Source organism: Pseudomonas sp. UV AK001 (assembly GCF_046097675.1).
Classification (GTDB): Bacteria; Pseudomonadota; Gammaproteobacteria; order Pseudomonadales; family Pseudomonadaceae; genus Aquipseudomonas; species Aquipseudomonas kribbensis.
On record NZ_JBJUVZ010000009.1, the window covers coordinates 33452 to 56826 of the forward strand.

General features: G+C 60.5%; 22 protein-coding genes, 1 tRNA gene and 1 pseudogene. 12 read left to right on the plus strand and 12 right to left on the minus strand.

The genetic code is table 11. From position 1 onward, the window contains the following. Positions 1-66: 66 nt before the first annotated feature. A complete protein-coding gene (locus ACKLNA_RS22425) occupies positions 67-1446 on the plus strand; it encodes a Vps62-related protein (protein ID WP_408987138.1) in 1380 nt (459 codons plus the stop codon). Here the strand turns inward: ACKLNA_RS22425 and ACKLNA_RS22430 are convergent. The 7 genes from ACKLNA_RS22430 to ACKLNA_RS22460 form a co-directional block, all read right to left on the minus strand. Beyond that, the gene (locus ACKLNA_RS22430) at positions 1427-2182 is read right to left on the minus strand and encodes a substrate-binding periplasmic protein (protein ID WP_408987139.1); all 756 of its coding nucleotides are present in this window, start codon (positions 2180-2182) and stop codon (positions 1427-1429) included. The genes ACKLNA_RS22425 and ACKLNA_RS22430 overlap by 20 nt on opposite strands. A gap of 73 nt (positions 2183-2255) precedes the next feature. Beyond that, positions 2256-3026 (minus strand): imidazole glycerol phosphate synthase subunit HisF, encoded by a 771-nt coding sequence (gene hisF, locus ACKLNA_RS22435; RefSeq protein WP_320329486.1) that lies wholly within the window; start codon positions 3024-3026, stop codon positions 2256-2258. Positions 3027-3035: 9 nt separating this feature from the next. Beyond that, complete coding sequence (hisA, locus tag ACKLNA_RS22440; protein WP_085712767.1) at positions 3036-3773, minus strand: 1-(5-phosphoribosyl)-5-[(5-phosphoribosylamino)methylideneamino]imidazole-4-carboxamide isomerase; 738 nt, start codon at positions 3771-3773, stop codon at positions 3036-3038. Positions 3774-3815: 42 nt separating this feature from the next. Continuing rightward, positions 3816-4076 (minus strand): DUF2164 domain-containing protein, encoded by a 261-nt coding sequence (locus ACKLNA_RS22445; RefSeq protein ID WP_011332018.1) that lies wholly within the window; start codon positions 4074-4076, stop codon positions 3816-3818. Then, a complete protein-coding gene (gene hisH / locus ACKLNA_RS22450; protein ID WP_085712765.1) occupies positions 4077-4715 on the minus strand; it encodes an imidazole glycerol phosphate synthase subunit HisH in 639 nt (212 codons plus the stop codon). It abuts the gene before it with no gap. Further along, positions 4715-5308: an imidazoleglycerol-phosphate dehydratase HisB gene (gene hisB / locus ACKLNA_RS22455; RefSeq protein WP_039764670.1), complete on the minus strand. Its 594-nt coding sequence runs from the start codon at positions 5306-5308 to the stop codon at positions 4715-4717. Before hisB ends, hisH begins: the two co-directional genes overlap by 1 nt. A 291-nt stretch (positions 5309-5599) precedes the next feature. Beyond that, positions 5600-7264, minus strand: a complete 1665-nt coding sequence (locus ACKLNA_RS22460; RefSeq protein ID WP_085712763.1) for an OFA family MFS transporter — start codon at positions 7262-7264, stop codon at positions 5600-5602. A gap of 354 nt (positions 7265-7618) precedes the next feature. Here ACKLNA_RS22460 and ACKLNA_RS22465 point away from each other — a divergent pair, with 354 nt between their 5' ends. The 4 genes from ACKLNA_RS22465 (at position 7619) to ACKLNA_RS22480 (ending at position 11362) form a co-directional block, all read left to right on the plus strand. Next, positions 7619-9850, plus strand: a complete 2232-nt coding sequence (locus ACKLNA_RS22465) for an AsmA family protein (RefSeq protein WP_408987140.1) — start codon at positions 7619-7621, stop codon at positions 9848-9850. Continuing rightward, positions 9847-10914 (plus strand): A/G-specific adenine glycosylase, encoded by a 1068-nt coding sequence (gene mutY, locus ACKLNA_RS22470; RefSeq protein ID WP_248738630.1) that lies wholly within the window; start codon positions 9847-9849, stop codon positions 10912-10914. Before ACKLNA_RS22465 ends, mutY begins: the two co-directional genes overlap by 4 nt. Further along, the gene (locus ACKLNA_RS22475) at positions 10911-11183 is read left to right on the plus strand and encodes an oxidative damage protection protein (RefSeq protein WP_085712761.1); all 273 of its coding nucleotides are present in this window, start codon (positions 10911-10913) and stop codon (positions 11181-11183) included. The genes mutY and ACKLNA_RS22475 overlap by 4 nt, the downstream gene beginning before the upstream one ends. A gap of 103 nt (positions 11184-11286) precedes the next feature. Continuing rightward, positions 11287-11362 (plus strand) — tRNA-Phe (locus ACKLNA_RS22480). Between the two features lie 140 nt (positions 11363-11502). On the opposite strand, the gene ACKLNA_RS22485 is transcribed toward ACKLNA_RS22480, so the two are convergent. From ACKLNA_RS22485 to ACKLNA_RS22495, 3 genes and pseudogenes are all read right to left on the minus strand, one after another. Then, entirely contained in the window at positions 11503-13905 is a 2403-nt protein-coding gene (locus ACKLNA_RS22485) for a TonB-dependent siderophore receptor (protein ID WP_408987141.1), read from the minus strand. A gap of 170 nt (positions 13906-14075) precedes the next feature. Further along, entirely contained in the window at positions 14076-15035 is a 960-nt protein-coding gene (locus ACKLNA_RS22490; protein ID WP_408987142.1) for a FecR family protein, read from the minus strand. 7 nt (positions 15036-15042) lie between these two features. After that, positions 15043-15537, minus strand: a pseudogene (locus ACKLNA_RS22495) (RNA polymerase sigma factor); the annotation flags it as partial. A 168-nt stretch (positions 15538-15705) separates the two neighbouring features. On the opposite strand from ACKLNA_RS22495, the gene ACKLNA_RS22500 reads away from it, so the two are divergent. Continuing rightward, positions 15706-16017 carry a hypothetical protein gene (locus tag ACKLNA_RS22500; protein ID WP_408987143.1) on the plus strand — a complete coding sequence of 104 codons (312 nt, stop codon included), beginning with the start codon at positions 15706-15708 and terminating at the stop codon, positions 16015-16017. 43 nt (positions 16018-16060) lie between these two features. Here ACKLNA_RS22500 and ACKLNA_RS22505 read toward each other — a convergent pair whose 3' ends face one another. After that, entirely contained in the window at positions 16061-16510 is a 450-nt protein-coding gene (locus ACKLNA_RS22505; protein WP_408987144.1) for a carboxypeptidase regulatory-like domain-containing protein, read from the minus strand. A gap of 261 nt (positions 16511-16771) precedes the next feature. Here ACKLNA_RS22505 and ACKLNA_RS22510 point away from each other — a divergent pair, with 261 nt between their 5' ends. The 4 genes from ACKLNA_RS22510 (at position 16772) to ACKLNA_RS22525 (ending at position 19778) form a co-directional block, all read left to right on the plus strand. Continuing rightward, a complete protein-coding gene (locus ACKLNA_RS22510; protein ID WP_408987145.1) occupies positions 16772-17830 on the plus strand; it encodes a YhcG family protein in 1059 nt (352 codons plus the stop codon). A 69-nt stretch (positions 17831-17899) separates the two neighbouring features. Continuing rightward, complete coding sequence (locus tag ACKLNA_RS22515) at positions 17900-18874, plus strand: alpha/beta fold hydrolase (RefSeq protein WP_408987146.1); 975 nt, start codon at positions 17900-17902, stop codon at positions 18872-18874. 31 nt (positions 18875-18905) lie between these two features. Beyond that, a complete protein-coding gene (locus tag ACKLNA_RS22520; protein ID WP_085712753.1) occupies positions 18906-19319 on the plus strand; it encodes a hypothetical protein in 414 nt (137 codons plus the stop codon). A 6-nt stretch (positions 19320-19325) separates the two neighbouring features. Then, positions 19326-19778 carry a hypothetical protein gene (locus ACKLNA_RS22525; RefSeq protein ID WP_248738638.1) on the plus strand — a complete coding sequence of 151 codons (453 nt, stop codon included), beginning with the start codon at positions 19326-19328 and terminating at the stop codon, positions 19776-19778. A gap of 70 nt (positions 19779-19848) precedes the next feature. On the opposite strand, the gene gabP is transcribed toward ACKLNA_RS22525, so the two are convergent. Then, the gene (gene gabP / locus ACKLNA_RS22530; RefSeq protein WP_085712751.1) at positions 19849-21240 is read right to left on the minus strand and encodes a GABA permease; all 1392 of its coding nucleotides are present in this window, start codon (positions 21238-21240) and stop codon (positions 19849-19851) included. 551 nt (positions 21241-21791) lie between these two features. On the opposite strand from gabP, the gene ACKLNA_RS22535 reads away from it, so the two are divergent. Together ACKLNA_RS22535 and ACKLNA_RS22540 are read left to right on the plus strand one after the other, a co-directional pair. Further along, on the plus strand, positions 21792-22565 hold the full coding sequence (locus ACKLNA_RS22535) for an ABC transporter ATP-binding protein (protein ID WP_007897462.1): 774 nt from the start codon (positions 21792-21794) through the stop codon (positions 22563-22565). A 13-nt stretch (positions 22566-22578) separates the two neighbouring features. Beyond that, positions 22579-23328, plus strand: a complete 750-nt coding sequence (locus ACKLNA_RS22540; protein WP_085712750.1) for an ABC transporter substrate-binding protein — start codon at positions 22579-22581, stop codon at positions 23326-23328. Positions 23329-23375 lie beyond the last annotated feature (47 nt).

Consider the following 23375-nt stretch of genomic DNA (forward strand, 5'->3'; position numbering starts at 1 on the left):
TCCGGATAGTGAAACCTGCAACCGGTAGCGACTCAGTCGAGTCGCCTTTCACTATCAGGACTGACCATGACGATCACTGACAACACCGCCGCCCCCTCGCGGCCAATGGAACCCATCAAACTCGACAACCTGCTGATCAGCTTCACCACAGAGTTTCAGCGAGTGTGGGACACCAAGAGCCTTCGCTCGAGCCCGGCCGGTTTCTGGCGCCCCGCTCCGCCCCCCGATGTATTGCCGGGTTATTTTTCGCTGGGCGATATTGCGATTCCCGGATTTGCCAACATCAACGGTACGAACGTGGCGGCTGTTGTACGGGAGGCGGACTCCCCGAGCATCGACAGCACCAAGGGCAAAGCACTCAGCCGGCCCGACAACTTCGAACTGGTCTGGAAGGACTCAGGCTCGGGTGCCAAAACCTATGTCTCGATCTGGCGCCCGATTCCTCCTGAAGGCTATGTCGCTCTTGGTCTGGTCTGCGCCAGTGACCATGAAAAACCATCGGTCAATTCGGTACGTTGCGTGCGCATGGATCTGGTAACGCCTGCCAACGCCGGCCCATTGATCTGGAGTGACAAAGGCAGCGGAGCAAAACAGAACTTCAGCGCCTGGAGTATCGAACCACCGATCGCGGAAACAGGAGAAATCTGCTTTTTACCCGGCACATTCACGGGCGTGCAGAGCCACTCCAGACCTTCGTCATACCTGGCTTCTTACGCGTTGCGAGTACCGCTCACCGTACAGTCAAACGCGGCACCAGCAGCCCCGTTGCTGTCCGGGTTCGGATCACCCTCCCCCATCGAGCCGGCTACGGTTACTCAGGTCGCCCGGCTTCCGTGGTTCGCCGTCAGAGACGATATGCACCCGCTCGAACAGCTGCGGTCATCGCCGTTCTACCGCCTGGAAAGAGCGGATCGGTACGTGTTGGTCGGTCACGACCATAACGCGGGGGATCAATATCGATCTGTGAAATGGACGGCAGAGCGAGCTCAAAATGCGTCTTTACTGCATGTGTTCGGTCGTCTGACAGCCATCGAATTCGACAAGGCCTGGCCGATCAGGGCACCCGGCGATAACTGGGCGATACGATTTTCGGCCAACCTGAGCAAAACCTTCACTCACACCGAAACATCATCCGGCGGATGGAGCAAGTTTTACCCTCTTGAAGTTGTCGCCCTGGCAGCGAAAAACACGATGGTTGCGGTATATCAATTGCAGAGCGAGTACCGGCTGCTGCGTGCGGACAACACGCCAGTGACATTCGGTGTCGAGTACAGCGATGACGAAAGCCTCTATATAAGCCAGTACCCGTCCGAAAAAGACGCCGTAATCACCTGCCCCTCGCCGATGACATCCGGTCATGAACAGGGCAAAGCCTCTTTCGGGCAGGATAAAATCCCCGTCCTGCCGACGGAACAAGTGATGGTGACTACAGATACCGCCCCATGATCTCGTCCACCACGCCGTCCTTGCGCATTTGATCCAGCGCAGCCTGCAACCTGGCAACGGTTGCATCCGGCACGTCCTTGTTCAGCGCCAGATACAGCTCGGCGCTGTTGAAGCGCAGCACGGTTTTCAACCCGGTCACGCCATCCTGCCGCGCCAGATAACGGCCGGCAGGATCGCCGGTAGCCCACAGATCGATCTGACCACTGACAAGCTTTTTGGCGTTGTCCTGATCACGCAAAACCACTACCGGCTTCAGGCCCTGCTTGGCCAGGGTCTCGGCGATCGCATCGCCCTTGTAAGCGCCGATCTTGTATTTGCGCGCATCGTTCAGGGTTTCGAGGGTGATTTTGCTGTCGGCTTTGGCCAGCATGACCCAGTCATCCGGGCCGATGGGGCCGACCCACTTGAACAGCGTCTCGCGATCCGGCAGGCGTGCCATGACGAAAGCACCGTAACCAGGATTCTCCAGCGCCAGCTTGTAGACCCGCTCCCAGGGGAAGCGCAGAGTCAGGCTGTAAGTGATGCCAGCACGCTTGAACATCTCGCGCACGATGTCCGTGGCGATGCCGTTGATGTTTTCGTCCTGGGCGAAATTCTTGCCGTTCTTCGCCATGTTGTACGGCGGGAAGTTTTCGGTGAGGAGCACCAGATCGGTGTCGGGACTTTCTTCGGCGTGGCCAGTGTTGATCAACAACACGGAGGCACTGGCGAGGGCGAGAAGCAGGCGTTTGATCATGTCGGGCTACCGGAATCCATGGCGTGCCCAAGAGTGCCTCGGGTACGCCATGCTGTCCACTGGCCTGTATGGTTTAACGCATTACGATGCCGCGTTTGGCCATGTAGGCTTTGGCTTCCTGAACCGTGTATTCGCCGAAGTGGAAAATACTCGCCGCCAGCACGGCGCTGGCGTGGCCTTCGAGAATCCCGTCAGCCAGATGCTGCAGATTGCCGACGCCGCCGGAAGCGATCACCGGAATGCCCAGCGCATCGCTGATGGCGCGAGTCACGCCGAGATCGAAGCCGTTTTTCATGCCGTCCTGATCCATGCTGGTCAGGAGGATTTCACCGGCACCCAGGCCTTCCATTTTCTTCGCCCACTCGACCGCGTCGAGGCCGGTCGGCTTGCGGCCGCCGTGGGTGAAGATTTCCCAGCGCGGGGTTTCGCCCAGGCCCGAAACCTTCTTCGCGTCGATGGCGACGACGATGCATTGCGAGCCAAAATGCTGCGCCGCTTCGCCGACAAATTCCGGGTTGAACACGGCAGCGGTGTTGATCGACACCTTGTCCGCACCGGCATTGAGCAGGTTGCGGATGTCCTGCACGGTACGCACGCCACCACCGACGGTCAGCGGGATGAACACCTGGCTGGCCATGCGCTCGACGGTATGCAGCGTGGTGTCGCGGCCATCGACGCTGGCGGTGATGTCGAGAAAGGTAATCTCGTCGGCACCCTGCTCGTCGTAGCGACGGGCGATTTCCACCGGGTCGCCGGCGTCACGGATGTTCTCGAACTTCACACCTTTGACGACCCGGCCGTTGTCCACGTCCAGGCAAGGGATGATGCGTTTGGCCAGCGCCATGGTCAGTCCTCAGCCTTGGTACGAGTCGCAGAAAGCTTGCGCTTCGGCGACGTCGAGGGTGCCTTCGTAGATCGCCCGGCCGGTGATTGCGCCGATGATGCCCGGTGCCTTGGCGTCGAGCAGCGACTTGATGTCACCCAGGTTGTGAATGCCGCCGGAAGCGATCACCGGGATCTTGGTCGCGGCAGCGAGCGCAGCGGTGAACGGTACGTTGCAACCCTGCATCATGCCGTCTTTGGCGATGTCGGTATAAACGATCGAGGACACGCCGTCGGCTTCAAACTGTTTGGCCAGGTCGATGACCTGCACCTGGCTGATTTCAGCCCAGCCATCGGTGGCGACAAAACCGTCTTTGGCGTCGAGGCCGACGATGATTTTGCCCGGGAATGCGCGGCAGGCTTCTGCAACGAACGCCGGCTCTTTCACCGCTTTGGTGCCGATGATCACGTAGCTCACGCCAGCCTTGACGTAGTGCTCGATGGTTTCCAGCGAACGGATGCCGCCGCCGATCTGGATCGGCAGGGTCGGGTAGCGCTTGGCAATCGCGGTCACCACTTCGCCGTTGACCGGCTGGCCTTCGAAAGCGCCGTTCAGGTCGACCAGATGCAGACGGCGGCAACCGCCCTCCACCCACTTGGCAGCCATGCTCACCGGGTCATCGGAGAACACTGTGGAATCTTCCATGCGGCCCTGGCGCAGACGTACGCAGGCACCGTCTTTGAGATCGATAGCGGGAATAATCAGCATCTGGCAAACCTTCAAATTTGAATGTTCAGCTTGGCTCGGAAATCAGTTTTTCTCGAGCGCCCACAGGTCGCTTTCGATGCTTTCAAACCGCTCCTTGAGGTGGGTCTGCACATCGAAAATCGCCCTGTTGTAATAGTGCGGAGCAATTTCGCGGGTAAACAGCTCAAGAATTTCCGCCGCCTCGAACGAACCCAGGTCCAGTTCGAAACGATCCTCCATGAACCGCTGGATCTTGCGGTTGGCCTCGCTCTCCTGCTCAGGCGTGAGGGTCAGGATCGGCGGCTTGGATTTCTTGACAGCCATTTACCAGCGACCGTCCCACGCAGCGAAGTTCTGCAGCAATTGCAGGCCATGGGTGTGGCTCTTCTCCGGGTGGAACTGCACGGCGAAACGCGAACCTTCGGCCAGCGCTGCGGCGAAATCGACGCCGTAATGACCGCTGCCGACCACTTGGCGCGGGTTACCGGCGGCGATGTAGTAGCTGTGCACGAAGTAGAAACGCGCCAGGTCCGGAATGTTGTGCCACAGCGGGTGATCCACCGACTGCTTCACTTCGTTCCAGCCCATGTGCGGGACTTTCAGGTGCTCGCCGTCTTCATGCAGGTCTTTGCCGAAGAACTTCACTGCGCCCGGGAACAGGCCGATGCAGTCCACGCCGTCGTTCTCTTCGCTGGTGTCGAGCAAGGCTTGCATGCCGACGCAGATGCCGAGGAACGGGCGATCCTGGCTGACTTCACGTACCAGCGAGTCGAAACCGAGGCGACGGATCTCCGCCATGCAATCGCGAATCGCACCGACGCCGGGGAAAACCACGCGGTCGGCTTCGCGGATCACGTCCGCATCGCTGGTGATCAGCACCTTGCCGGCGCCAACGTGCTCGAGGGCCTTGGCCACCGAGTGCAGGTTGCCCATGCCGTAATCGATTACCGCAACCGTCTGCATTACAGCACGCCCTTGGTCGAAGGCATCTGGCCGGCCATGCGCTCGTCCAGCTCGACGGCCATGCGCAGCGCGCGGCCGAAAGCCTTGAATACGGTTTCGATCTGGTGGTGGGTATTGGTACCACGCAGGTTGTCGATGTGCAGGCTGACCAGCGCGTGGTTGACGAAGCCCTGGAAGAATTCCTGGAACAGGTCGACGTCGAAACCGCCAACGGTGGCGCGGGTGTACGGCACGTGCATCTGCAGGCCCGGACGGCCGGAGAAATCGATCACCACGCGCGACAGCGCTTCATCGAGCGGCACGTAGGCGTGGCCGTAGCGACGGATGCCTTTCTTGTCGCCGATGGCTTGTGCGAAGGCCTGGCCGAGGGTGATACCGACGTCTTCCACGGTATGGTGGTCGTCGATATGCAGATCGCCCTTGCATTGGATATCCAGGTCGATCAACCCGTGACGGGCGATCTGATCCAGCATGTGCTCAAGAAAAGGAACACCGATATCGAATCGGGCCTTTCCGGTGCCATCAAGGTTGATCGAGGCTTTGATCTGGGTTTCCAGAGTGTCGCGCTCGACAGACGCCTTACGTTCGGCCATCACCAGCTCCGCAAAATCATTGGGCGAAAAAGGCAGCCATTATAGGGGTGCGGGGCCGAAACAGAAACACGAGACGTGATATGGCAGACGGATAGAAGCCCGTGCTGTCGGGGATAGACATGTCCATACAAGCCATTTCGGACAGCCCGAAACAACTGTGGGAGCGAGCTTGCTCGCGAAAGCGGTGGGCCAGCCAACAGTGATGTCGACTGATCTACCCTCTTCGCGAGCAAGCTCGCTCCCACAGGTTTTAGCGCCAGCCCGAAACATCAGGCTGGCAATTTCAGCTACTTAGTGAAACAGAACCGCCGTCTTCTGCAGGGTCACCCACACACCCCACGCCAACGGAATCCCTACCACCAGCCACGCAGCGATTGCCAACGGCTTGCTGCCCGGCGCGGCTTTCCACTCCAGCACAGTGCTGCTGTCAGCACCCTTGTCGTGGCCCAGCGCCTGCTCCGCGGCCAGTTCGGCGTCAGTCATGAAGTACTTGTCCGCCACTGGGCGCACCAGCAGGTTGCACAGGAAACCCAGCACCAGCAGGCCGGCGAGGATGTACAGGGTGATGTCGTAAGCCGCGGCGCGTTCAACGCCAATGCTCAACTGATACTCACGCAGGTAGTTCACCAACACCGGACCCAGCACGCCAGCGGCGGCCCAGGCAGTCAGCAGACGACCGTGGATCGCGCCGACCATTTGCGTGCCGAACAGGTCGGCCAGGTACGCCGGAACGGTCGCAAAACCACCGCCGTACATCGACAGGATGATGCAGAACGCCGCCACGAACAGCGCAACGTTGCCCAGGTGACCGAGGTTCGGGATCAGTGCGTACAGCGCGAAACCCAGCGCGAAGAACACGAAGTAAGTGTTCTTGCGGCCCAGGTAGTCCGAGAACGAGGCCCAGAAGAACCGGCCGCCGATGTTGAACAGGCTCAGCAGGCCGGTGAAACCGGCTGCAATGGCAGCGATGGAAGCCAGTTGACCGGCATCCAGTTGCCCGAACGGCAGATCGTTGCCCAGCAGCTTGCCGCCGAACACTTCCTGCAACAGTGGCGAAGCCATACCGAGGATGCCGATACCGGCCGACACGTTCAGGCACAGCACCAGCCACACCAGACGGAATTGCGGGGTTTTCCACGCCACATTCACGTGAACGTGACGGTGAGTGATCATCGCATTCGAGGCTTTCTTCGCCGGCGCGGTCCAGCCTTCAGGCTTCCAGCCGGTTGGCGGCACGCGGTAAGCCAGCGCACCACCGATCATGAACACGAAGTAGATCGCGGCCATGGCCACGAAGCTCTGCCATACGCCCACGCCAGTCGGCGAAGCGAAATGGCTCATCAGTGCGGTTGCCAGTGGAGCGCCGACCATCGCGCCGCCACCAAAACCCATGATCGCCATGCCGGTGGCCATGCCGCGCTTGTCCGGGAACCACTTGATCAGGGTCGAGACCGGCGAAATGTAGCCCAGGCCCAGACCGATACCGCCGATCACGCCGGAGCCGATCCACATCAGCCAGATCTGGTGGGTATAAATACCCAGCGCGGAAATCAGCAGGCCACCGCACCAGCACAGTGCCGATACGACGCCGGCCTTGCGTGGCCCGGCGTGTTCGAGCCAGCCGCCCCAGATCGCTGCCGAGCAGCCGAGGAAGATGAAGAACAGGGTGTAGATCCAGCCGAGCATGGAGATCGGCCAGTCGCATTGCGACGAGAAGACTTGTGCGATGAAGCCCATGTCCGGCGCGCAAGCCACCGGCGCGGTGATGCCCAATGCCTTGGACAGCGGCAGCCAGAACACGGAAAAACCGTAGGCCATGCCGATGCACAGGTGAATGGCCAGAGCGGCCGGTGGGACCAGCCAGCGGTTGAAACCGGGCTTGGCGATGATGCGTTCCTTGGACAGGAACGCAGGCTGGGCGGCGCTGAGGCCGTCCGCCGTGATGCTCGTGCTCATTGTGTATCCCCCAATTATTAGTATGCGTTCGTCAGCCACTGCTCACCCCCGGCCTTTATGCACGCAGGCATGACCGTGTTGGTGGGTGGAGCTCCTTGAAGCGCGACCAAAAGTCGCAGAGGGACGGACGAACGGGCGAAGGTTACCATCTGCACGTGACAGAAAAACCAAACTGATATCACCTTTTTCGAGTCATCTGATCTCATATCACCGGGGAACCCTCCCGCCGACCGTTGTCGAAGCGCTGCACGCCGCGGTTCAAGAGGCTCCTCAGGACACCGCACCAGCACGGGGTCAGGCAGCGCTATACTCCCCGGCTAAATTACGAATTCGACTAACTACAAGGACTCGCCCATGAAAGCGTTCGGCAAAATCCTGGGTCTGGTACTTCTCGGGCTGTTGCTGATCATTGTGGCGGCGGGCTTCGCCCTGACCCACTTCTTCGATCCCAACGACTACAAAAACGAGATCCGCCAGATAGCCCGCGACAAGGCCCACATCGAGCTGACGCTCAATGGCGATATCGGCTGGAGCCTGTTCCCGTGGCTCGGCCTGGAACTGCACGAGGCCAGCGTCGCCACCCTGATCAAGCCTGACGAACCGTATGCCGATCTGCAGATGCTCGGTCTGTCGGTGCGCGTGCTGCCGCTGCTGCGCCGCGAAGTGCAGATGAGCGATGTGCGTGTCGAAGGCCTGAACCTGCGCCTGAACCGCGACAAGAACGGCCACGGCAACTGGGAAGACATCGGCAAGCTGCCGACTGCCGCTCCTGCGCCGGGCAGCACCCCGCCAGCTGCCGCCGGCGAACCGGTCGCCGAAACGCCTGCCCAGCCGGAAAAACCACCGCAGCCGATCCGCCTCGACATCGACAGCCTGACCGTCAACAACGCCCGGGTTGAATACAATGACGAGCAGACCGGCAAGCAGTTCAGCGCCGAAAGCATCCAGCTGAGCACCGGTGCGGTGCACGATTCGACCAACATTCCGCTGAAAGCCACGGCGTTCCTCAGCACCAATCAGCCCGTGCTGCGCGTGCGCACCGAGCTGAACGGCGAGCTGCGCATCGAGCGCGCCCTGCAACGTTACAAGTTCGAAGACCTGAAGCTGTCCGGCGAACTGACCGGCGACCCGCTGCAAGGCAAAGCCATGACGTTCTCCGCCCAAGGGCAGATGCTGCTGGACAAGGCTGCAAATGTCGCCGAATGGACCGGGATCAAGATCTCCGCCAACCAGTTGCGCGCACTGGGTGAACTGAAGGCCAACGATCTGGACAAGACCCCGCAAATCACCGGCGCGATCTCCATCGCCCAGTTCGACCTGGCGAAGTTCGTCGACAGCATCGGCCAGACCCTGCCGGCCATGGCCGAAGGCAGCCTGAGCAAGGTCGAGCTGGTCAGCCGTGTCGCTGCCACACCGACCAGCCTGGCGCTGGACAACATCAACCTGAAACTCGATGACAGCAGCTTCAGCGGCCGCATCGCCGTCGAAGACTTCGCCAAGCAATCGTTGCGGGCGATCCTCAAGGCCGACACCTTCAACGTCGACCGCTACCTGCCGCCGAAATCGGAAAAAGCCGCCAGCGCCACCCAGGCACGCCAGACGGAAGTCGCCAGCACCGAAGCCGATGCCATGGCCGGCGCCGGCAGCACCCCGCTGCCGGACAAACCGAGCAAAAGCGCCTGGAGCACCGAGCGACTGTTTCCGGTGGAGCGCCTGAGCAGACTGGACGTAAATGCCGACCTGACCTTCGGCCAGTTGACCCTCGACAAGCTGCCGATCCAGAACGCCGCGCTGAAAGCCACCGGCCAGGGCGGCCTGCTGACCCTGGAGAACCTGCGCGGCGAGTTGTACAACGGCGACTTCGAAGCCAAGGGCACCCTCGACGTACGCCCGAATGCACCGCTGTTGAACCTGCAAACCCGGATCAACCGCGTGCCGGTGGAAAAAATCCTCGAGAGCCAGGGCAAGAACCCGCCGGTCAAAGGCCTGGTGAACCTCACCAGCACCGTCACAGGTAGCGGCAACAGCCAGCAGGCGCTGATCGACACCCTCAACGGCAACGCCAGTTTCGTGATCAACAACGGCGTGCTGCTCAACGCCAACCTTGAACAGCAACTGTGCAAAGGCATCGCCACCCTCAACCGCAAATCCCTGAGCGGCGAACCGCGGGGCAAGGACACGCCGTTCCAGGAGCTCAAGGGCAACCTGACCTTCCGCAACGGTGTGGCCAACAACCCGGACCTGAAAGTGCGCATCCCGGGCATGACCGTCAACGGTGACGGCGACATCGACCTGAAAGTGCTGGGCATGGACTATCGCGTCGGCATCATCGTCGAAGGCGACACCAGCGCCATGCCGGATCCGGCCTGCCAGGTCGGCGAGAAATTCGTCGGCATCGAATGGCCGCTGCGCTGCCGTGGCCCGCTGGAACTAGGGGCCAAGGCTTGCCGCGTGGACAACGAACGTCTGGGCCAGGTCGCGACCAAAATGGCCGGCGACAAACTCAGCGAAAAAATCGACGAGAAACTGGGCGACAAAGTCAGCCCGGAACTGAAAAACGCATTGAAGGGGCTGTTCAAGCGATGAGAGCGGAGCAGTTTTCCACGGCGGTGCTGGAATGGTTCGACCGCCACGGCCGCCATGATTTGCCCTGGCAACAGAACATCAACCCGTATCGGGTGTGGGTATCCGAGATCATGTTGCAGCAGACCCAGGTCAGCACTGTGCTCAATTACTTCGACCGCTTCATGGCCGCGTTGCCGACGGTCGAGGCCCTGGCCGAAGCGCCGGAGGACGAAGTGCTGCACCTGTGGACGGGGCTGGGTTACTACACCCGCGCGCGCAATCTGCAGAAGACCGCGAAGATCGTGGTCAGCCAGTACGGCGGCGAGTTTCCCCGGGATGTCGAGAAGCTCACGGACTTGCCGGGCATCGGCCTGTCCACTGCTGGCGCGATTGCCAGCATCAGCATGGGCCTGCGGGCGCCGATCCTCGACGGCAACGTCAAACGGGTGCTGGCGCGCTTTACCGCGCAGGAGGGCTACCCCGGCGAGCCGAAGGTCGCCAAACAGCTGTGGGCCAACGCAGAACGCTTCACGCCACAGGATCGGGTCAACGCTTACACCCAGGCGATGATGGATCTGGGCGCCACGTTGTGCACCCGCAGCAAACCGAGCTGCCTGCTGTGCCCGCTGGAAAAGGGCTGCGAAGCACACATGCTCGGTCTGGAGACGCGTTACCCGATCCCCAAGCCACGCAAAGCCATTCCGCAGAAACGCACGCTGATGCCGCTGCTGGCCAACGAGGATGGCGCGATTCTGCTTTATCGCCGCCCGTCCAGCGGATTGTGGGGCGGTTTGTGGAGCCTGCCGGAACTCGACGACCTCGACGACCTGCCACACCTCGCCGCGCAGCACTCGCTGGAACTGGGCGAGCAGCAGGCGCTGCCGAGCCTCGTCCATACCTTCAGCCATTTCCAGTTGTCCATCGAACCCTGGCTGGTCCAGGTACAGGAAGCCGGCGGTCACGTGGCCGAGGCCGACTGGCTCTGGTATAACCTCGCCACCCCGCCGCGCCTGGGCCTCGCCGCCCCGGTCAAGACCTTGCTCGAACGCGCGGCCGCCGTCTTGAATGCAGGAGAGTCGACATGACCCGCACCGTAATGTGCCGCAAGTACAAAGAACAACTCGAAGGTCTGGAGCGCCCACCGTACCCGGGCGCCAAGGGCCAGGACATCTTCGAACACGTCTCGGCCAAGGCCTGGGCCGACTGGCAGAAACACCAGACCCTGCTGATCAACGAAAAACGCCTGAACATGATGAACGCCGAAGACCGCAAATATCTGCAGGGCGAAATGGACAAGTACTTCTCCGGCGAGGAATACGCCCAGGCCGAAGGCTACGTTCCGCCAGCGGAATAATCAGCGGAAATCGGGGGTCTGATCGTAAGCGACGGAATTAATTTAAGAAATTTTAAAAAAGTCGTTGACGTAAATCCGAAAAACCCTTTTAATGCGCCCCGTTGCCCAGATAGCTCAGTCGGTAGAGCAGGGGATTGAAAATCCCCGTGTCGGCGGTTCGATTCCGTCTCTGGGCACCAAATACCGAAAACCCTGAATCGCAAGATTCAGGGTTTTTTTATGCCTGCGATTTGATGGCGGCTGAATCCGGCCCATCTCGCAGCCCGAAAAAAACCCGCGATCCCTTTCCAGAAATCGCGGGTTTTGTCTTTTCAGCCGGTCAATAAGCCATCGACCAGCTCAACGTATACGTCCGCCCACGGCCCTGATAGTCATACAGGTACGCCGGGCCGTAGGTCGGCGAGTAGAATAGCGTCGCCCGCTGGCCCCATACGGTGCTGTACTGCTTGTCCAGCAGGTTCTGGATGCCGCCGCTAAAGGTACCGAATTCGGTGTCGCGGCTGCCGAGCAGGTCGAAGGTGGTGTAGCCGCTGATCTTGTGGTCGGCGTCGTCCTTGAGGGTGAAGGCGTGATTGCCTTGCAGGCGGGCGCTGGTATGGTCGCCTTTCCAGCCGATGAACGCGGTGGATTTCGACAGCGAGGCGTAGCGGGCGTCGCGCTTGATCCAGCCGCCGTTGGCGCCCTCCTCTTCCGAACGCACCAGGTGCAGGGTGCTGCCCGCTTCCCAGCCGCTCTGGAAGTGCCGGGTCAGTGCACCTTCGAAACCGTAGTCGCGGCTCTTCTGATCGATCACGTCGATGGTCAGGGTGGCGCTGTCGGTGGTGATGACTTTGTCCGACCAGATGTAATACAGCGCCGCCTGTGCGTCCCAGTCGCTGTCGGAGTAGCGCCAGCCGGTTTCCACCTGACGGCTCTTGATGCCGGCCAACGGGTTGTCAGCGACGCTCAGGCCCGGCTTGCCGTAAAACTTGGCGGGGTCCGGCAGATCGAAACCTTCGCCGTAGTTGACCCACAGCTGATGGCCGTTCTTGAAATCGTAAATGGTGCCGAGGTTGTACAGGTTGACCGCGTAATCGTTGCTGCCGCCGGCGATGCCTTTGAAGTTGCCGACATCCACGTCCATCTGCTGACGACGCATGCCGCCGGAGACAGTCAGGTTGTCCGTGGCGTACCAGTCGAGCTGGCCGTAACCGGAGAGGCCGTCGACACGATAGCTCGGGTAACGCGGGGCCTTGCTCAACGTATCCAGATCCAGCCCGCCGCTTTCCGAAGAGACGCGCTGATCGAAGGTGCTCTGCTCGGCATTGAAACGCTCGCGATCCAGGTCCACGCCGTAGGTGAACTTGAAGGATTGCCACTCCTTGGCGAACAGCGCCTTGAGGCTGCTGACCTCGAAGTTCTGTTGCGATGCCGCGAAGTACACGCCTTTTGAACCCACCGGTTTGCCGGTGTTGTAGTAAGGGAACGGGTAGAAGTTGTTGTCTTCCTTGCGATACGACGCTTGCAGGTAGAAGTCCTGCCCCAGCACATCGCTGTGGTGGTAGTTGGCATTGAGCAGCACGCGCTTGGTGCGCGGATCGAGGTCGGTGGAGTAACCGCTGCGCAGTTCGGCGTCTTCCAGGTTCGACGGCTTCTGGTATTTCAGGTTGGGAAAGTAGATGCCGGTGTCGCCGTTGTTGCCCGAGTCGTAATACTGCGCCAGCAGATCGAGGGTCTGCTCGTCGGTGAAGCGCATCGCCAGGCTGCCCATGACGTCGATGGTGCGGTTGTATTGCAGGTCGGTCTGGGTGTTGTCGATGAAGATCTGCTTGCCGGCACCGTCGTAGAACGCCTTGTTCTGCTCGCCGGCAATTCCGAGGCGGCCGCTGATATTGTCGTTGCCGCCGCTGACCGATTGCGCGATGCGCGTGGAGAGATCGTCACTGTTGTTGAAGCCGCTGCTGGCACCGATCTGGGTTTCGAATTGCGCCGGCCCCGGGGTGGCCTTCTTGGTGACGATGTTGATGATGCCGCCGGTGGCGCCGCCGCCGTAAATCGCACTGGCACCGGACAGCACTTCGACGCGCTCGACGTTGAACGGCGAGATGCTGTCGAACTGGCGCGACAACCCGCGCGAGCTGTTCTGGCTGACGCCGTCGATCATCACCAGCACGTTGCGCCCGCGCATGTTCTGGCCGTAGTTGGTACGCCCTTCCGGCGCCAGGTCGAGGCCCGGCACCAGTTTGCCGATGGCCTCCTTGAGGCTGACACCGGTCTGCAGTTGTTCGCGCAACTGGGTCTGATCGACCACCCAGACCGTACCGGGAATCTCACTGATGGCGGTGCTGGTGCGCGAAGCCACGCTGACTTCGATCGGCTTGAGCGTCATGGCGTCCGCCGGTGCCTTTGCACGGCGCAGGATCACCGTCCGCGCGTCGCTGAATTCCCAGCTCATGCCGCTGCCGGCCAGCAGCGTCTGCAACGCCTGGGCGATGCTCATCGAACCGTTCAGCGCATCGGCCTGCACGCCTTCGACGTCGGCGGTGGTGTAAAGCAGGCGCAAGCCGGCCTGATCGGCAAACGCAGTCAGGGATTGATCGAGGGACTGGGAAGGCAACGAGAGCGTCACCTGGCGCTGTTGTGCGCCGGTTTCCTGCGCGGCAGCATCCCTGGTCTGCGCCTGCACCAGGGTAGAACCGAACAGGCCGGCGATGATCGCCTGAGCCAACAGGGTCCGGCTCATGATGTTTCTGCCGTGGTTGCTGCGCGTCTGTGCCGACTGCTTGAACATACCTTTCACGTCTTCCTTCCCAGCCAAAATGAATGCGTCAATGAGAATGAGTTTCTTCTCAGTCCCACTACGACGATTCGGCAGGAAGGAACTTGCAGTCGCGTTATGAAAAAAGTTTCAGATCAGTGCAGCACCGCCAGCCACGGCAGGTAGGTGACCTTCAGCGGATAGCGTTGCTCCAGCGTGCGCAGCGAGCCTTGCGGGTCGTTGAGTTCGAACACACCGCTGACCGGCAGCGCCGCCAGTTCGCGGTCGGAGATCAGGATCCTGCCGTGCTGATAACGCTCCAGCTCGCCAATCACCTCACCCAGCGGGCGCCCGTTGAAGATCAGCTTGCCGCGCTGCCAGGCCGTCAGACTTGCGGCGTCGACTTTTTGCCCGGCGAGCAGTGGCTGGCCGGGTTGATGCTCCAGTCGCTGATTGGCTTGCACCAGCATCGGCTGGTGCTGGCCGCTGAGCTGAACCTGACCGGTGCTGACCACCAGTGTCACGGCGTCACCATCGCGGCGCACACTGAAGGCTCCGCCACTGGCCTGCACACGCTCATCGCCTATGCGCACAACAAACGGCCGGGGATCCGACGCAGGCTCGAACAGCGCTTCGCCTTCGCGCAGGATCACGGTGCGCTCATCGTTGGAATAGGCCAGCGAAAACGCGCTGGCGCTGTTGAGGATGACCTGGCTGCCATCGGGCAGCGTCACGCGCTGCTGCTGGCCGACACTGGTGTGATAATCGGAACTGAGCGCCGGCCATTGCTGCCAGCCTGTCACTCCGGCAATCGCCAGCACCACCGAGGCGGCCAGGGCCGGCCACCAGTGCCTGCCCCGACGTGCAGCCGGGTGCGTTTTCGGGTGCTGCCTGGCGGTCGAAGTCTGGCCGATCATCGACCACAGCATCTGCGCCTCATCGGCCAGGGTTTGATGAACCGGACTTTCGCCACACCACTGTTGATAGGCGAGCCGATCGGCCGCAGTGGCCTTGCCCGAGTTGAGCAGCACCACCCAGTCGAGTGCGGTGTCTTCAAGGCTTTGCGAAGGGTCGGTCATGGCGGCATCGTGGCTGGAAAGAGAAAGGTCACGCATGGTTGGTCTTCAGCCAGTCGCGACAGTGACGCAGGGCCTGGCCGATGTACTTGGCCACCATGCTTTCGGAGACGCCCAGTTCAACGGCGATTTGCGCCTGGGTCAAGCCTTCGAGGCGATTGAGCAGCAATGCCTGCCGCGCATTGGGTGACAACTGCTGCAGGGCGTCGTCGAGTATCCCCAGGCGCTCCTTGGCCAGAAACGCCGCCTCCGGCGCGGGAGCAGGATCGACGACCTGGGAATATTCCAGATCGTCGCCGAAACTGCCGCTCAAGCGCTGCTCGCGACGCAAGGTATCGATTGCCAGATTGCCCGCCACCCTGAAGATGAAACCACGGTCGTTGAGCACCGCCACCGACTCATCGATGTTCAGCAGCTTCAGATAGGTTTCCTGTGCCACGTCGGCCGCTCGCTGCCGGTCGCTCATGCGTCGGGTGAGGAAATTCAGCAAGTCGTCGTAGTGTTCCTGAAAACTCAGCAGCAGGCGGGGGGCTGGCGGCATCGAGGGGCGAGTCCGGGTTCGTTTGACTGAGCCAATGTGATCCTTTCACGGGCGTTAATGAGAAACAGTATCAGTCATTGAGCGATGAGTTTTCAACGCTGACGGGTTTCAGTCATTGCGGATCCACGATACTTTGGCCGCCCCTTACGGAAGAGGGTCATCACGTCGATGAACCAGAAACGAACCCGCGTCCCCCTGCCCCATCCGCCCCCTTATCGGCAGAGCCGGACTTCGTTCTGGCTGACCCTTCTAGTTGGGGTGTTGATCACGTTCGCCATTGGCGCGTCGATCTACTTGATCATCGACAGCCTGATCAGTGGCTCAATTACGACGACGAACCGCGGCCCGCGCACAACGTTCCTCCGGGATCTGCAACCGCGCAGGTACTGGTTCGAAGTCGTGTGGCAAAGCCTCATTCCCCTAATGCTGGTGAGCGTTGCGCTGTTCGGCTTACGGATCTACCGGCAAGTACGCAAGTGATCGCGAAGGACGGGATTCAGGGCGAATCCCGTCCTGGCCGACGCTATTGGTGCCAGTCCCAATGGAATACCAGATTGCTGGCTGCACCACTGCCGACATTGGCAACGTCCCGGCGCACCTCGCCATTGCGGGTAGCGACCACGGTGTATTTGCCCGGAGGCAACTGTGCATAAACCAGAGGCCCGATCTGGTTCAGGTTCAGAACAGGCTGTCCTGTCGACTTCTGCACCACCAGATCGACGTCCGAGGTGTACAGATTTTGCGCACCGACCGCGAAGGTCATGTGCAAGTTGTAACCAGCGGACTGTTGAATGGCCCGCGACTCGTCCAGCCCAATCCCGCCGGACAGATAATTGATCCCGTTTTGCTGTTGCTGCTGGACTTGCACGCCGGCGCTTTCGACAGGCTCGGCACTCGTGGCCTGCGCCATGAGCGGGAACATCAGAATCGCCACAGCGGCGACGGGCAACATGAGTGAAGTGACGCGTTTCATGATGAGTACTCCCGGGTTCTCGCAGAACCCAATCGTTACTCCTGTTTAGATTTTGTGATGCGGGGCAGGTTTCAGATTGATTGGGAGTTGTCCTGGGTGCGAAAAGGACTACGCGTTGTATTCCCCAATCATTGCCGTACTCGGTCAGATCCCGCAAAACCCCCTCACCCTTCCTTCAGTTGAACCAGACATGGCCGGCATCGCCAAGTCGTAGGTTATTGGCATGCTCTCGCTTCTGTTTCTCCTGAGCCGGAAGACCTGATGAGCCAACTTGAACCTGCTGATACGCAAGATCCGAAACTCGACTCGTTGCTGGGCAACCTCGGTGACTTGATACGTGAAGCGCGAAAGAAAGTATTACGAACGGTCGATACGATTCAGGTCCAGACCTGCTGGCAGATCGGGCGGCATATTGTCGAGTTTGAACAACAAGGGGCCCGGCGGGCCGGGTATGGAAAGTTTTTGCTGGCCACATTGGCGGAAGGGCTGACCACAGACTTTGGAAAAGGCTTTGACGTAACCAACCTTCGCAAAATGCGGCAGTTTTATCAGCTCTTTCCAATTCGAGACGCACTGCGTCTCGAATTGAGCTGGACCCATTACCGCAGGATATTGCAGGTCGAAAGCGAATCAGCCAGGCAGTGGTACATGAACGAATCCGCCTCGCAAAACTGGTCAAGCCGCGCCCTGGATCGGCAGATCAACACGCTCTACTACGAACGTCTGTTGATGAGCCGAGACAGGACCGACCTCTATGCAGAGGCAGCGACCAACATCGCCGCGATGAAAAGCAATCCCCGGGAATTCATCCGCGACCCCGTCCTTCTGGAGTTTCTCGGCCTGCCCTCACCGGGCAAGCTTCAGGAATCCGAACTGGAACAGGCCTTGATCGATCAGCTCCAGGGTTTTCTCCTCGAACTGGGCAAGGGCTTCGCCTTTGTCGGCCGTCAGCAACGCATCAGCGCCGGCGACGATGATTTTTACATCGACCTGGTGTTCTACAACTATCTGCTCAAATGTTTCGTCATCATTGACCTCAAGCGCGGCAAACTCAGTGCCCGGGACGTCGGGCAGATGGACATGTACATCCGCATGTACGACGACCTCAAACGCAGCGAGGGCGACGGACCGACAGTCGGGATCATTCTCTGTGCACAACAGAACGAGTCGGTTGCGCACTACTCGATGCTCAAGGGCAATGAACAACTGTTCGCCAGCAGCTACAAGCTGGTGCTGCCGAGCGAAGATGAATTGCGAGCGGAATTGAATCGTGAACAGCTTCAACTCGAAGAGCGCCTGCGCAATCAACCGAGTGAATAAACACTGACGGATTGTTCACGAGAGCTGCCGAGACTATCGTTGGCAGCTACTTCGCGAAGGTCGAGAGCCATGGGTTTTCAAGAGACGCAGGCACTGGAAAATGCTCGGGACAGGGTCGCCCTCACAAGCGACGTTCAGGACGAACCCTTCCGGGAGCCCGCCGCCGACGGATATGTTCTTGGCGGGTTCACCTGGCGCCACGCCTCACCTGACGCACAGCGCCCGGTGGTCATCATTAACGCTGCCACCTCGGTGCGTTGCCGCCACTATTCGCGTTTTGCCGCTTACCTGTTCGCCCACAATTTCGATGTGATCATCTTCGACTACCGGGGTATTGGTGAGTCGCGACCAACGTCGATGAAACGCTTGCAGGCTTCGTGGACAGATTGGGGAGCACTGGATTTCGAGGCGATGCTCAATCGTGCTCAGCGGGAGTTTCCCGGCCAGCCGATCGATGTGGTCGGGCATAGCTTCGGCGGTTGTGCGGCGGGGCTCGGCGCTTCCGGATCAGCGATCCGACGATTGGTAACCGTTGGCGCCCAGTTTGCCTACTGGCGTGATTACGCCCCGGAACATCGCCGGCGGATGTTCGGCAAGTGGCATCTGCTGATGCCGCTGCTGACGCTGTTCTGCGGTTACTTCCCCGGCAAGCGTCTCGGCTGGCTGGAGGACACGCCCGCTGGTGTTGTGCGCGACTGGAGCACGCCAAGCGCGCGGTATGAACGGCGTCCGAGCGGTCGCGCGATGCTGACAAAAACGGGTCGCTTGCCCTTCAGCAACGTCCGCGCAAACACCCTGGCGATCAGCATCAGCGACGATCCTTACGGAACCATCCCGGCAACCGAACGCCTGCTCGATTACTTCCACAATGCGCAAAAGACCCACCTGCGAATCGAGCCGCAGGACATCGGCGAACAGGAAGTCGGACATTTCGCCTTTTTTCGCAGCGCATACCAAGCCACACTATGGCCCATCGCGCTGACCTGGCTGCAAACCGGCGCACTGGCCCCCGATACACCGGGGCGGCAAGTGCCGCGCAGTTGAGTCCCCTCCAACGCATCACGGAACACACACCATGGCTTCCGCCAACAAGCAGCAAAAACGCGCCGCCCGGGCCAAGACCAAGGCCAAGCAGAACCGCACCAAACGCGCCGAGGCACCGGTCGAGCTGGACCCGAACGACGACCGCATCGATTTCGAGTCGGTGGACCTGACCGAACTGTTCAAGAAAATGATCGACGCCGAGAAGATCAGCCAGCAGGCCATGTGCACCGCGTTCCTCGAGGACCCGCTGCTGGAGCTGGTGTACGAGCAGGAAGGCGAAGAAGGCGCGATGGATTTCATCCTCGCCGCCCTGATCGAGTACCGCCAGTGGTCCACCGAGACCGACGAAGCCGGCGCCCTGGCCTGGATCGAATCGCCTGACTTCCAGAAAGACTATGTGGCCGCGTCCGACGCGATCGCCGCACAAACCCAACAGAAAGACTGAGTTCCCATGGCATCCCTGAACAAGCAACAGAAACGCGCCAAACGCGCCAAGGCCAAAGCCAAGCAGATCCGCATGGTCGGCCGCAAACCTCTGGCCCTGGACGATGACCACGGTCACCTGGCCGAGCCGATCCCGGAATACACCCTGGCGATGTTCAGCAAGATGCGCGACGCCGAAGCCGTCAGCCGCGACGACATGCTGCTGACCCTGCTGCGGGAACTGGCGTTCATCATCGTCGACCATCCTGAACTGCTGGACATGGAAAACGCCGACGACGAAGGCATGGCTGCCACTCACCTGGCCGCCGACATGCTGATCGACTATCGCATGTGGGCCGATGGCATGGATCGCGAGACGGCCCAGGCCTGGCTGAGCGAGCCGCAGTTCATCACAGACTTCGGGAAGGCACTGGACACCTACGGCCAGTCGCTCGAAGCGCAGGAAGAAAAGAGCGAATAAACCTCGCCCGCAAACAAAAACGGCCGCTTGTCATCACTGACAGCGGCCGTTTTGCATTACGCGATACGGATCAGTTCAACACCACCGCACCACGGTTTTCTGCCTTGCGACGACGCGCCACGAGCATGCCGGTCGCGACAACCACCAGGCTCAGCAGGCCGGTCGCGAGGATTTCCACGCGGTGGGCTTCCTGGAACAGCATGATGGTCAAGGCGGCCACGATGAACACGATCACCGCGTAGGTCAGGCCCGGGAACAGCCACATGCTGAAGACGATTTTTTCGCCGCGAGCCATGCGTTGTTTACGCATGCGCAGTTGCGAAATCGCGATCACCAGGTACACCAGCAGCGCGATGGCGCCGGAGCTGGCCAGCAGGAATTCGAACACTGCAGCCGGGGCCACGTAGTTGGCGAACGTGCACAGGAACGCCGCGCCAGTGGACAGCATCACCGCCCAGTAAGGGGTGCCGCTCTTGTTGGTGCGAGTTGCCATGGCAGGAGCATCGCCACGCTTGCCGAGGGAGAACAGCATGCGCGAAGAGGTGTACAGCGCCGAGTTCAGGCAGCTGGTCACAGCTACAAGAACGACGATGTCGACGATCATCTTGGCGTTAGGGATGCCCATGCGTTCCAGCACAGTCTGGTAGGAACCAAGGCTGGCCAGCGCCGGATCGTTCCATGGCACCAGGGCCACGACGATGAAGATCGATACGAGGTAGAACAGACCGATCCGCCAGATCACCGAGTTGGTGGCCTTGGAAATCTGCTTGCCAGGGTTCTTCGATTCCGCGGCCGCGATGGTCACGATCTCGGTACCCATGAAGGAGAACATGGTGGTCAGAATCGCGCCCAATACAGCGCCCAGGCCGTTTGGCAGGAAGCCTTGAGTGTCGAAGATGTGCGAAACGCCGCTCACCTGGCTGTTCGGCAGGAAACCGAAAATGGCCGCCACACCCAGAATGATGAAACCGATGATCGCCACGACTTTGAGCAGGGCGAACCAGAATTCGAACTCACCGTAGTTTTTCACGCTGAACAGGTTGGTCACGGTCAGCAGCATGGTGATGATCAGCGCGAAGGCCCAGATCTCCACGCTCGGGAACCAGGCGTGCAGGATGGTCGCGGCGGCGTTGGCCTCCAGCGGGATCACCAATACCCAGAACCACCAGTAGAGCCAGCCGATGGTGAAACCGGCCCAATGGCCGATGGCGCGGTCGGCGTAAGTCGAGAAGGAGCCGGTGTCCGGCGAGGCAACGGCCATTTCGCCGAGCATGCGCATGACCAGCACAACCAGCATGCCGGCAGCGGCGTAGGCCAGCAGCACGGCCGGGCCGGCGGCGGCGATCGCGTGGCCGGAGCCGACGAACAGACCTGCACCGATCACACCGGCGATCGACAGCATGGTCACATGACGCGGTTTGAGCCCCTGTTCGAGGCCATTGGAGCTTGGGGTACTGCTCATTGAAACTACCTTTGCGAGGAAAGCGATTGCGTCCGGCCCGTCTGGCGTTCCTTCTCGTAAAAAGAATCCAACGGGGCGTTCCAGATTCTGCACGCAATAATTGCGCCAAAATGTTTCAAAGTCTTCTGGCCCGCGGTTTTTAGCGCGACCGGACAGTCATCGCAAGTCCTTGAGAATACTGGCCTTTCGCCAAAGCGTTACCCTGCGACTCACTTTTCAAACGAACGGGCGCACCAGAAACACACTGAAAAAGTGCGGGATGCACAATAAAAGGGCGAATGAGGAACGTTCGGCCGGATAGCGCTTCCAACACCCCGCCAAAGGTGGCAACATCGCGCCTTTTTTTACGCGACACCCACGGGAATCAACGTTCAAACGCCCGTTCGGTTGTTGACGGGGCGACAGTCTGCTGCGCTGATGCGACAACCTGCCACACGCCATCCGTTTACCGCTCGTAGCGCTGTTGGCTGCCATTGAAACGCTATGCTAGCTTGGCCGCCTCGCCAGGGAGGCCACCAACAGCTGGAGCGCAACATATATGAGGAACGCACATGGCTGAGGCCACGCCCGCGCTTGAAATCCGCAACCTGCACAAACGCTACGGACAGCTTGAGGTGCTCAAAGGCATCTCGCTGACCGCCCGCGACGGCGATGTGATCTCGATCCTCGGTTCCTCCGGTTCCGGCAAGTCCACGTTCCTGCGTTGCATCAACCTGTTGGAGAACCCGCACCAGGGCCAGATCCTGGTTGCCGGCGAAGAACTCAAGCTCAAGGCCGCCAAGAATGGCGAGCTGGTTGCCGCCGACGGCAAGCAGATCAATCGCCTGCGCTCCGAGATTGGTTTTGTGTTTCAAAACTTTAATCTGTGGCCGCACATGAGCGTGCTCGACAACATCATCGAAGCCCCGCGCCGCGTGCTCGGCCAGAGCAAGGCCGAAGCCATCGAAGTCGCCGAAGCGCTGCTGGCCAAGGTCGGCATCGCAGACAAGCGCCACGCCTACCCTGCGCAACTGTCGGGCGGTCAGCAACAGCGCGCGGCGATTGCCCGCACGCTGGCGATGCAGCCCAAGGTGATCCTGTTCGACGAGCCCACCTCCGCCCTTGACCCGGAAATGGTCCAGGAAGTACTTAATGTCATCCGCGCATTGGCCGAAGAAGGCCGCACCATGCTGCTCGTGACCCACGAAATGGGGTTCGCCCGTCAGGTGTCCAGTGAAGTGGTGTTCCTCCACCAGGGCCTGGTCGAAGAGCAAGGATCGCCACAGCAGGTGTTCGAAAACCCGCTTTCGGCGCGCTGCAAACAATTCATGTCCAGCAACCGCTAACGGAGCTACCCGCATGCAGAACTACAAAAAGGTCTTCCTGGCCGCCGCCGTCTCCCTGGCGTTCAGCGCCGGCGCCATGGCCGAGACCCTGAAGATGGGCATCGAAGCCGCTTACCCGCCGTTCAACAATAAAGACGCCAGCGGCCAGGTTGTTGGTTTCGACAAAGACATCGGCGACGCCCTGTGCGCCAAGATGAAAGTCGAGTGCAGCGTCGTGACTTCCGACTGGGACGGCATCATCCCGGCCCTGAACGCCAAGAAGTTCGACTTCCTGATTTCCTCGCTGTCGATCACCGACGAGCGCAAGGGCGCAGTGGACTTCACCGACCCGTACTACTCGAACAAGCTGCAGTTCATCGCGCCGAAAAACGTCGACTTCAAAACCGACAAGGACGCGCTCAAGGGCAAGATCATCGGTACGCAACGCGCGACCCTGGCTGGCACCTGGCTTGAAGACACTTACGGTAGCGATATCCAGGTCAAACTGTATGACACCCAGGAAAACGCCTACCTCGACCTGACTTCCGGTCGTGTCGACGCCATCCTAGCCGACAAGTACGCCAACTATGACTGGCTGAAAACCGACGCCGGCAAGAACTACGAGTTCAAGGGCGACCCGGTCGTGGAAAGCGACAAGATCGGCATCGCCGTGCGCAAAGGCGACCCGCTGCGCGAGAAGCTGAACGCCGCATTGAAGGAAATCGTCGCCGACGGTACCTACAAGAAGATCAACGACAAGTACTTCCCGTTCAGCATCTACTGATCCTGACGTGCGGGACCTGCGCCGTGATCCGACGGTGCAGGCTCCCG

Bases quoted from the DNA above. Each gene is read 5' to 3' on its own strand.
- hisA (WP_085712767.1), bottom strand. From the start codon at position 3,773: ATGCTGATTATTCCCGCTATCGATCTCAAAGACGGTGCCTGCGTACGT.
- mutY (WP_248738630.1), top strand. From the start codon at position 9,847: ATGAGAGCGGAGCAGTTTTCCACGGCGGTGCTGGAATGGTTCGACCGC.
- ACKLNA_RS22490 (WP_408987142.1), bottom strand. From the start codon at position 15,035: ATGCGTGACCTTTCTCTTTCCAGCCACGATGCCGCCATGACCGACCCT.
- ACKLNA_RS22515 (WP_408987146.1), top strand. From the start codon at position 17,900: ATGGGTTTTCAAGAGACGCAGGCACTGGAAAATGCTCGGGACAGGGTC.
- hisB (WP_039764670.1), bottom strand. From the start codon at position 5,308: ATGGCCGAACGTAAGGCGTCTGTCGAGCGCGACACTCTGGAAACCCAG.
- ACKLNA_RS22510 (WP_408987145.1), top strand. From the start codon at position 16,772: ATGAGCCAACTTGAACCTGCTGATACGCAAGATCCGAAACTCGACTCG.
- ACKLNA_RS22500 (WP_408987143.1), top strand. From the start codon at position 15,706: ATGAACCAGAAACGAACCCGCGTCCCCCTGCCCCATCCGCCCCCTTAT.
- ACKLNA_RS22460 (WP_085712763.1), bottom strand. From the start codon at position 7,264: ATGAGCACGAGCATCACGGCGGACGGCCTCAGCGCCGCCCAGCCTGCG.
- ACKLNA_RS22485 (WP_408987141.1), bottom strand. From the start codon at position 13,905: ATGAGCCGGACCCTGTTGGCTCAGGCGATCATCGCCGGCCTGTTCGGT.
- ACKLNA_RS22520 (WP_085712753.1), top strand. From the start codon at position 18,906: ATGGCTTCCGCCAACAAGCAGCAAAAACGCGCCGCCCGGGCCAAGACC.
- ACKLNA_RS22465 (WP_408987140.1), top strand. From the start codon at position 7,619: ATGAAAGCGTTCGGCAAAATCCTGGGTCTGGTACTTCTCGGGCTGTTG.
- hisF (WP_320329486.1), bottom strand. From the start codon at position 3,026: ATGGCGCTGGCCAAACGCATCATCCCTTGCCTGGACGTGGACAACGGC.
- ACKLNA_RS22535 (WP_007897462.1), top strand. From the start codon at position 21,792: ATGGCTGAGGCCACGCCCGCGCTTGAAATCCGCAACCTGCACAAACGC.
- gabP (WP_085712751.1), bottom strand. From the start codon at position 21,240: ATGAGCAGTACCCCAAGCTCCAATGGCCTCGAACAGGGGCTCAAACCG.
- ACKLNA_RS22425 (WP_408987138.1), top strand. From the start codon at position 67: ATGACGATCACTGACAACACCGCCGCCCCCTCGCGGCCAATGGAACCC.
- ACKLNA_RS22505 (WP_408987144.1), bottom strand. From the start codon at position 16,510: ATGAAACGCGTCACTTCACTCATGTTGCCCGTCGCCGCTGTGGCGATT.
- ACKLNA_RS22475 (WP_085712761.1), top strand. From the start codon at position 10,911: ATGACCCGCACCGTAATGTGCCGCAAGTACAAAGAACAACTCGAAGGT.
- ACKLNA_RS22445 (WP_011332018.1), bottom strand. From the start codon at position 4,076: ATGGCTGTCAAGAAATCCAAGCCGCCGATCCTGACCCTCACGCCTGAG.
- ACKLNA_RS22430 (WP_408987139.1), bottom strand. From the start codon at position 2,182: ATGATCAAACGCCTGCTTCTCGCCCTCGCCAGTGCCTCCGTGTTGTTG.
- ACKLNA_RS22525 (WP_248738638.1), top strand. From the start codon at position 19,326: ATGGCATCCCTGAACAAGCAACAGAAACGCGCCAAACGCGCCAAGGCC.
- ACKLNA_RS22540 (WP_085712750.1), top strand. From the start codon at position 22,579: ATGCAGAACTACAAAAAGGTCTTCCTGGCCGCCGCCGTCTCCCTGGCG.
- hisH (WP_085712765.1), bottom strand. From the start codon at position 4,715: ATGCAGACGGTTGCGGTAATCGATTACGGCATGGGCAACCTGCACTCG.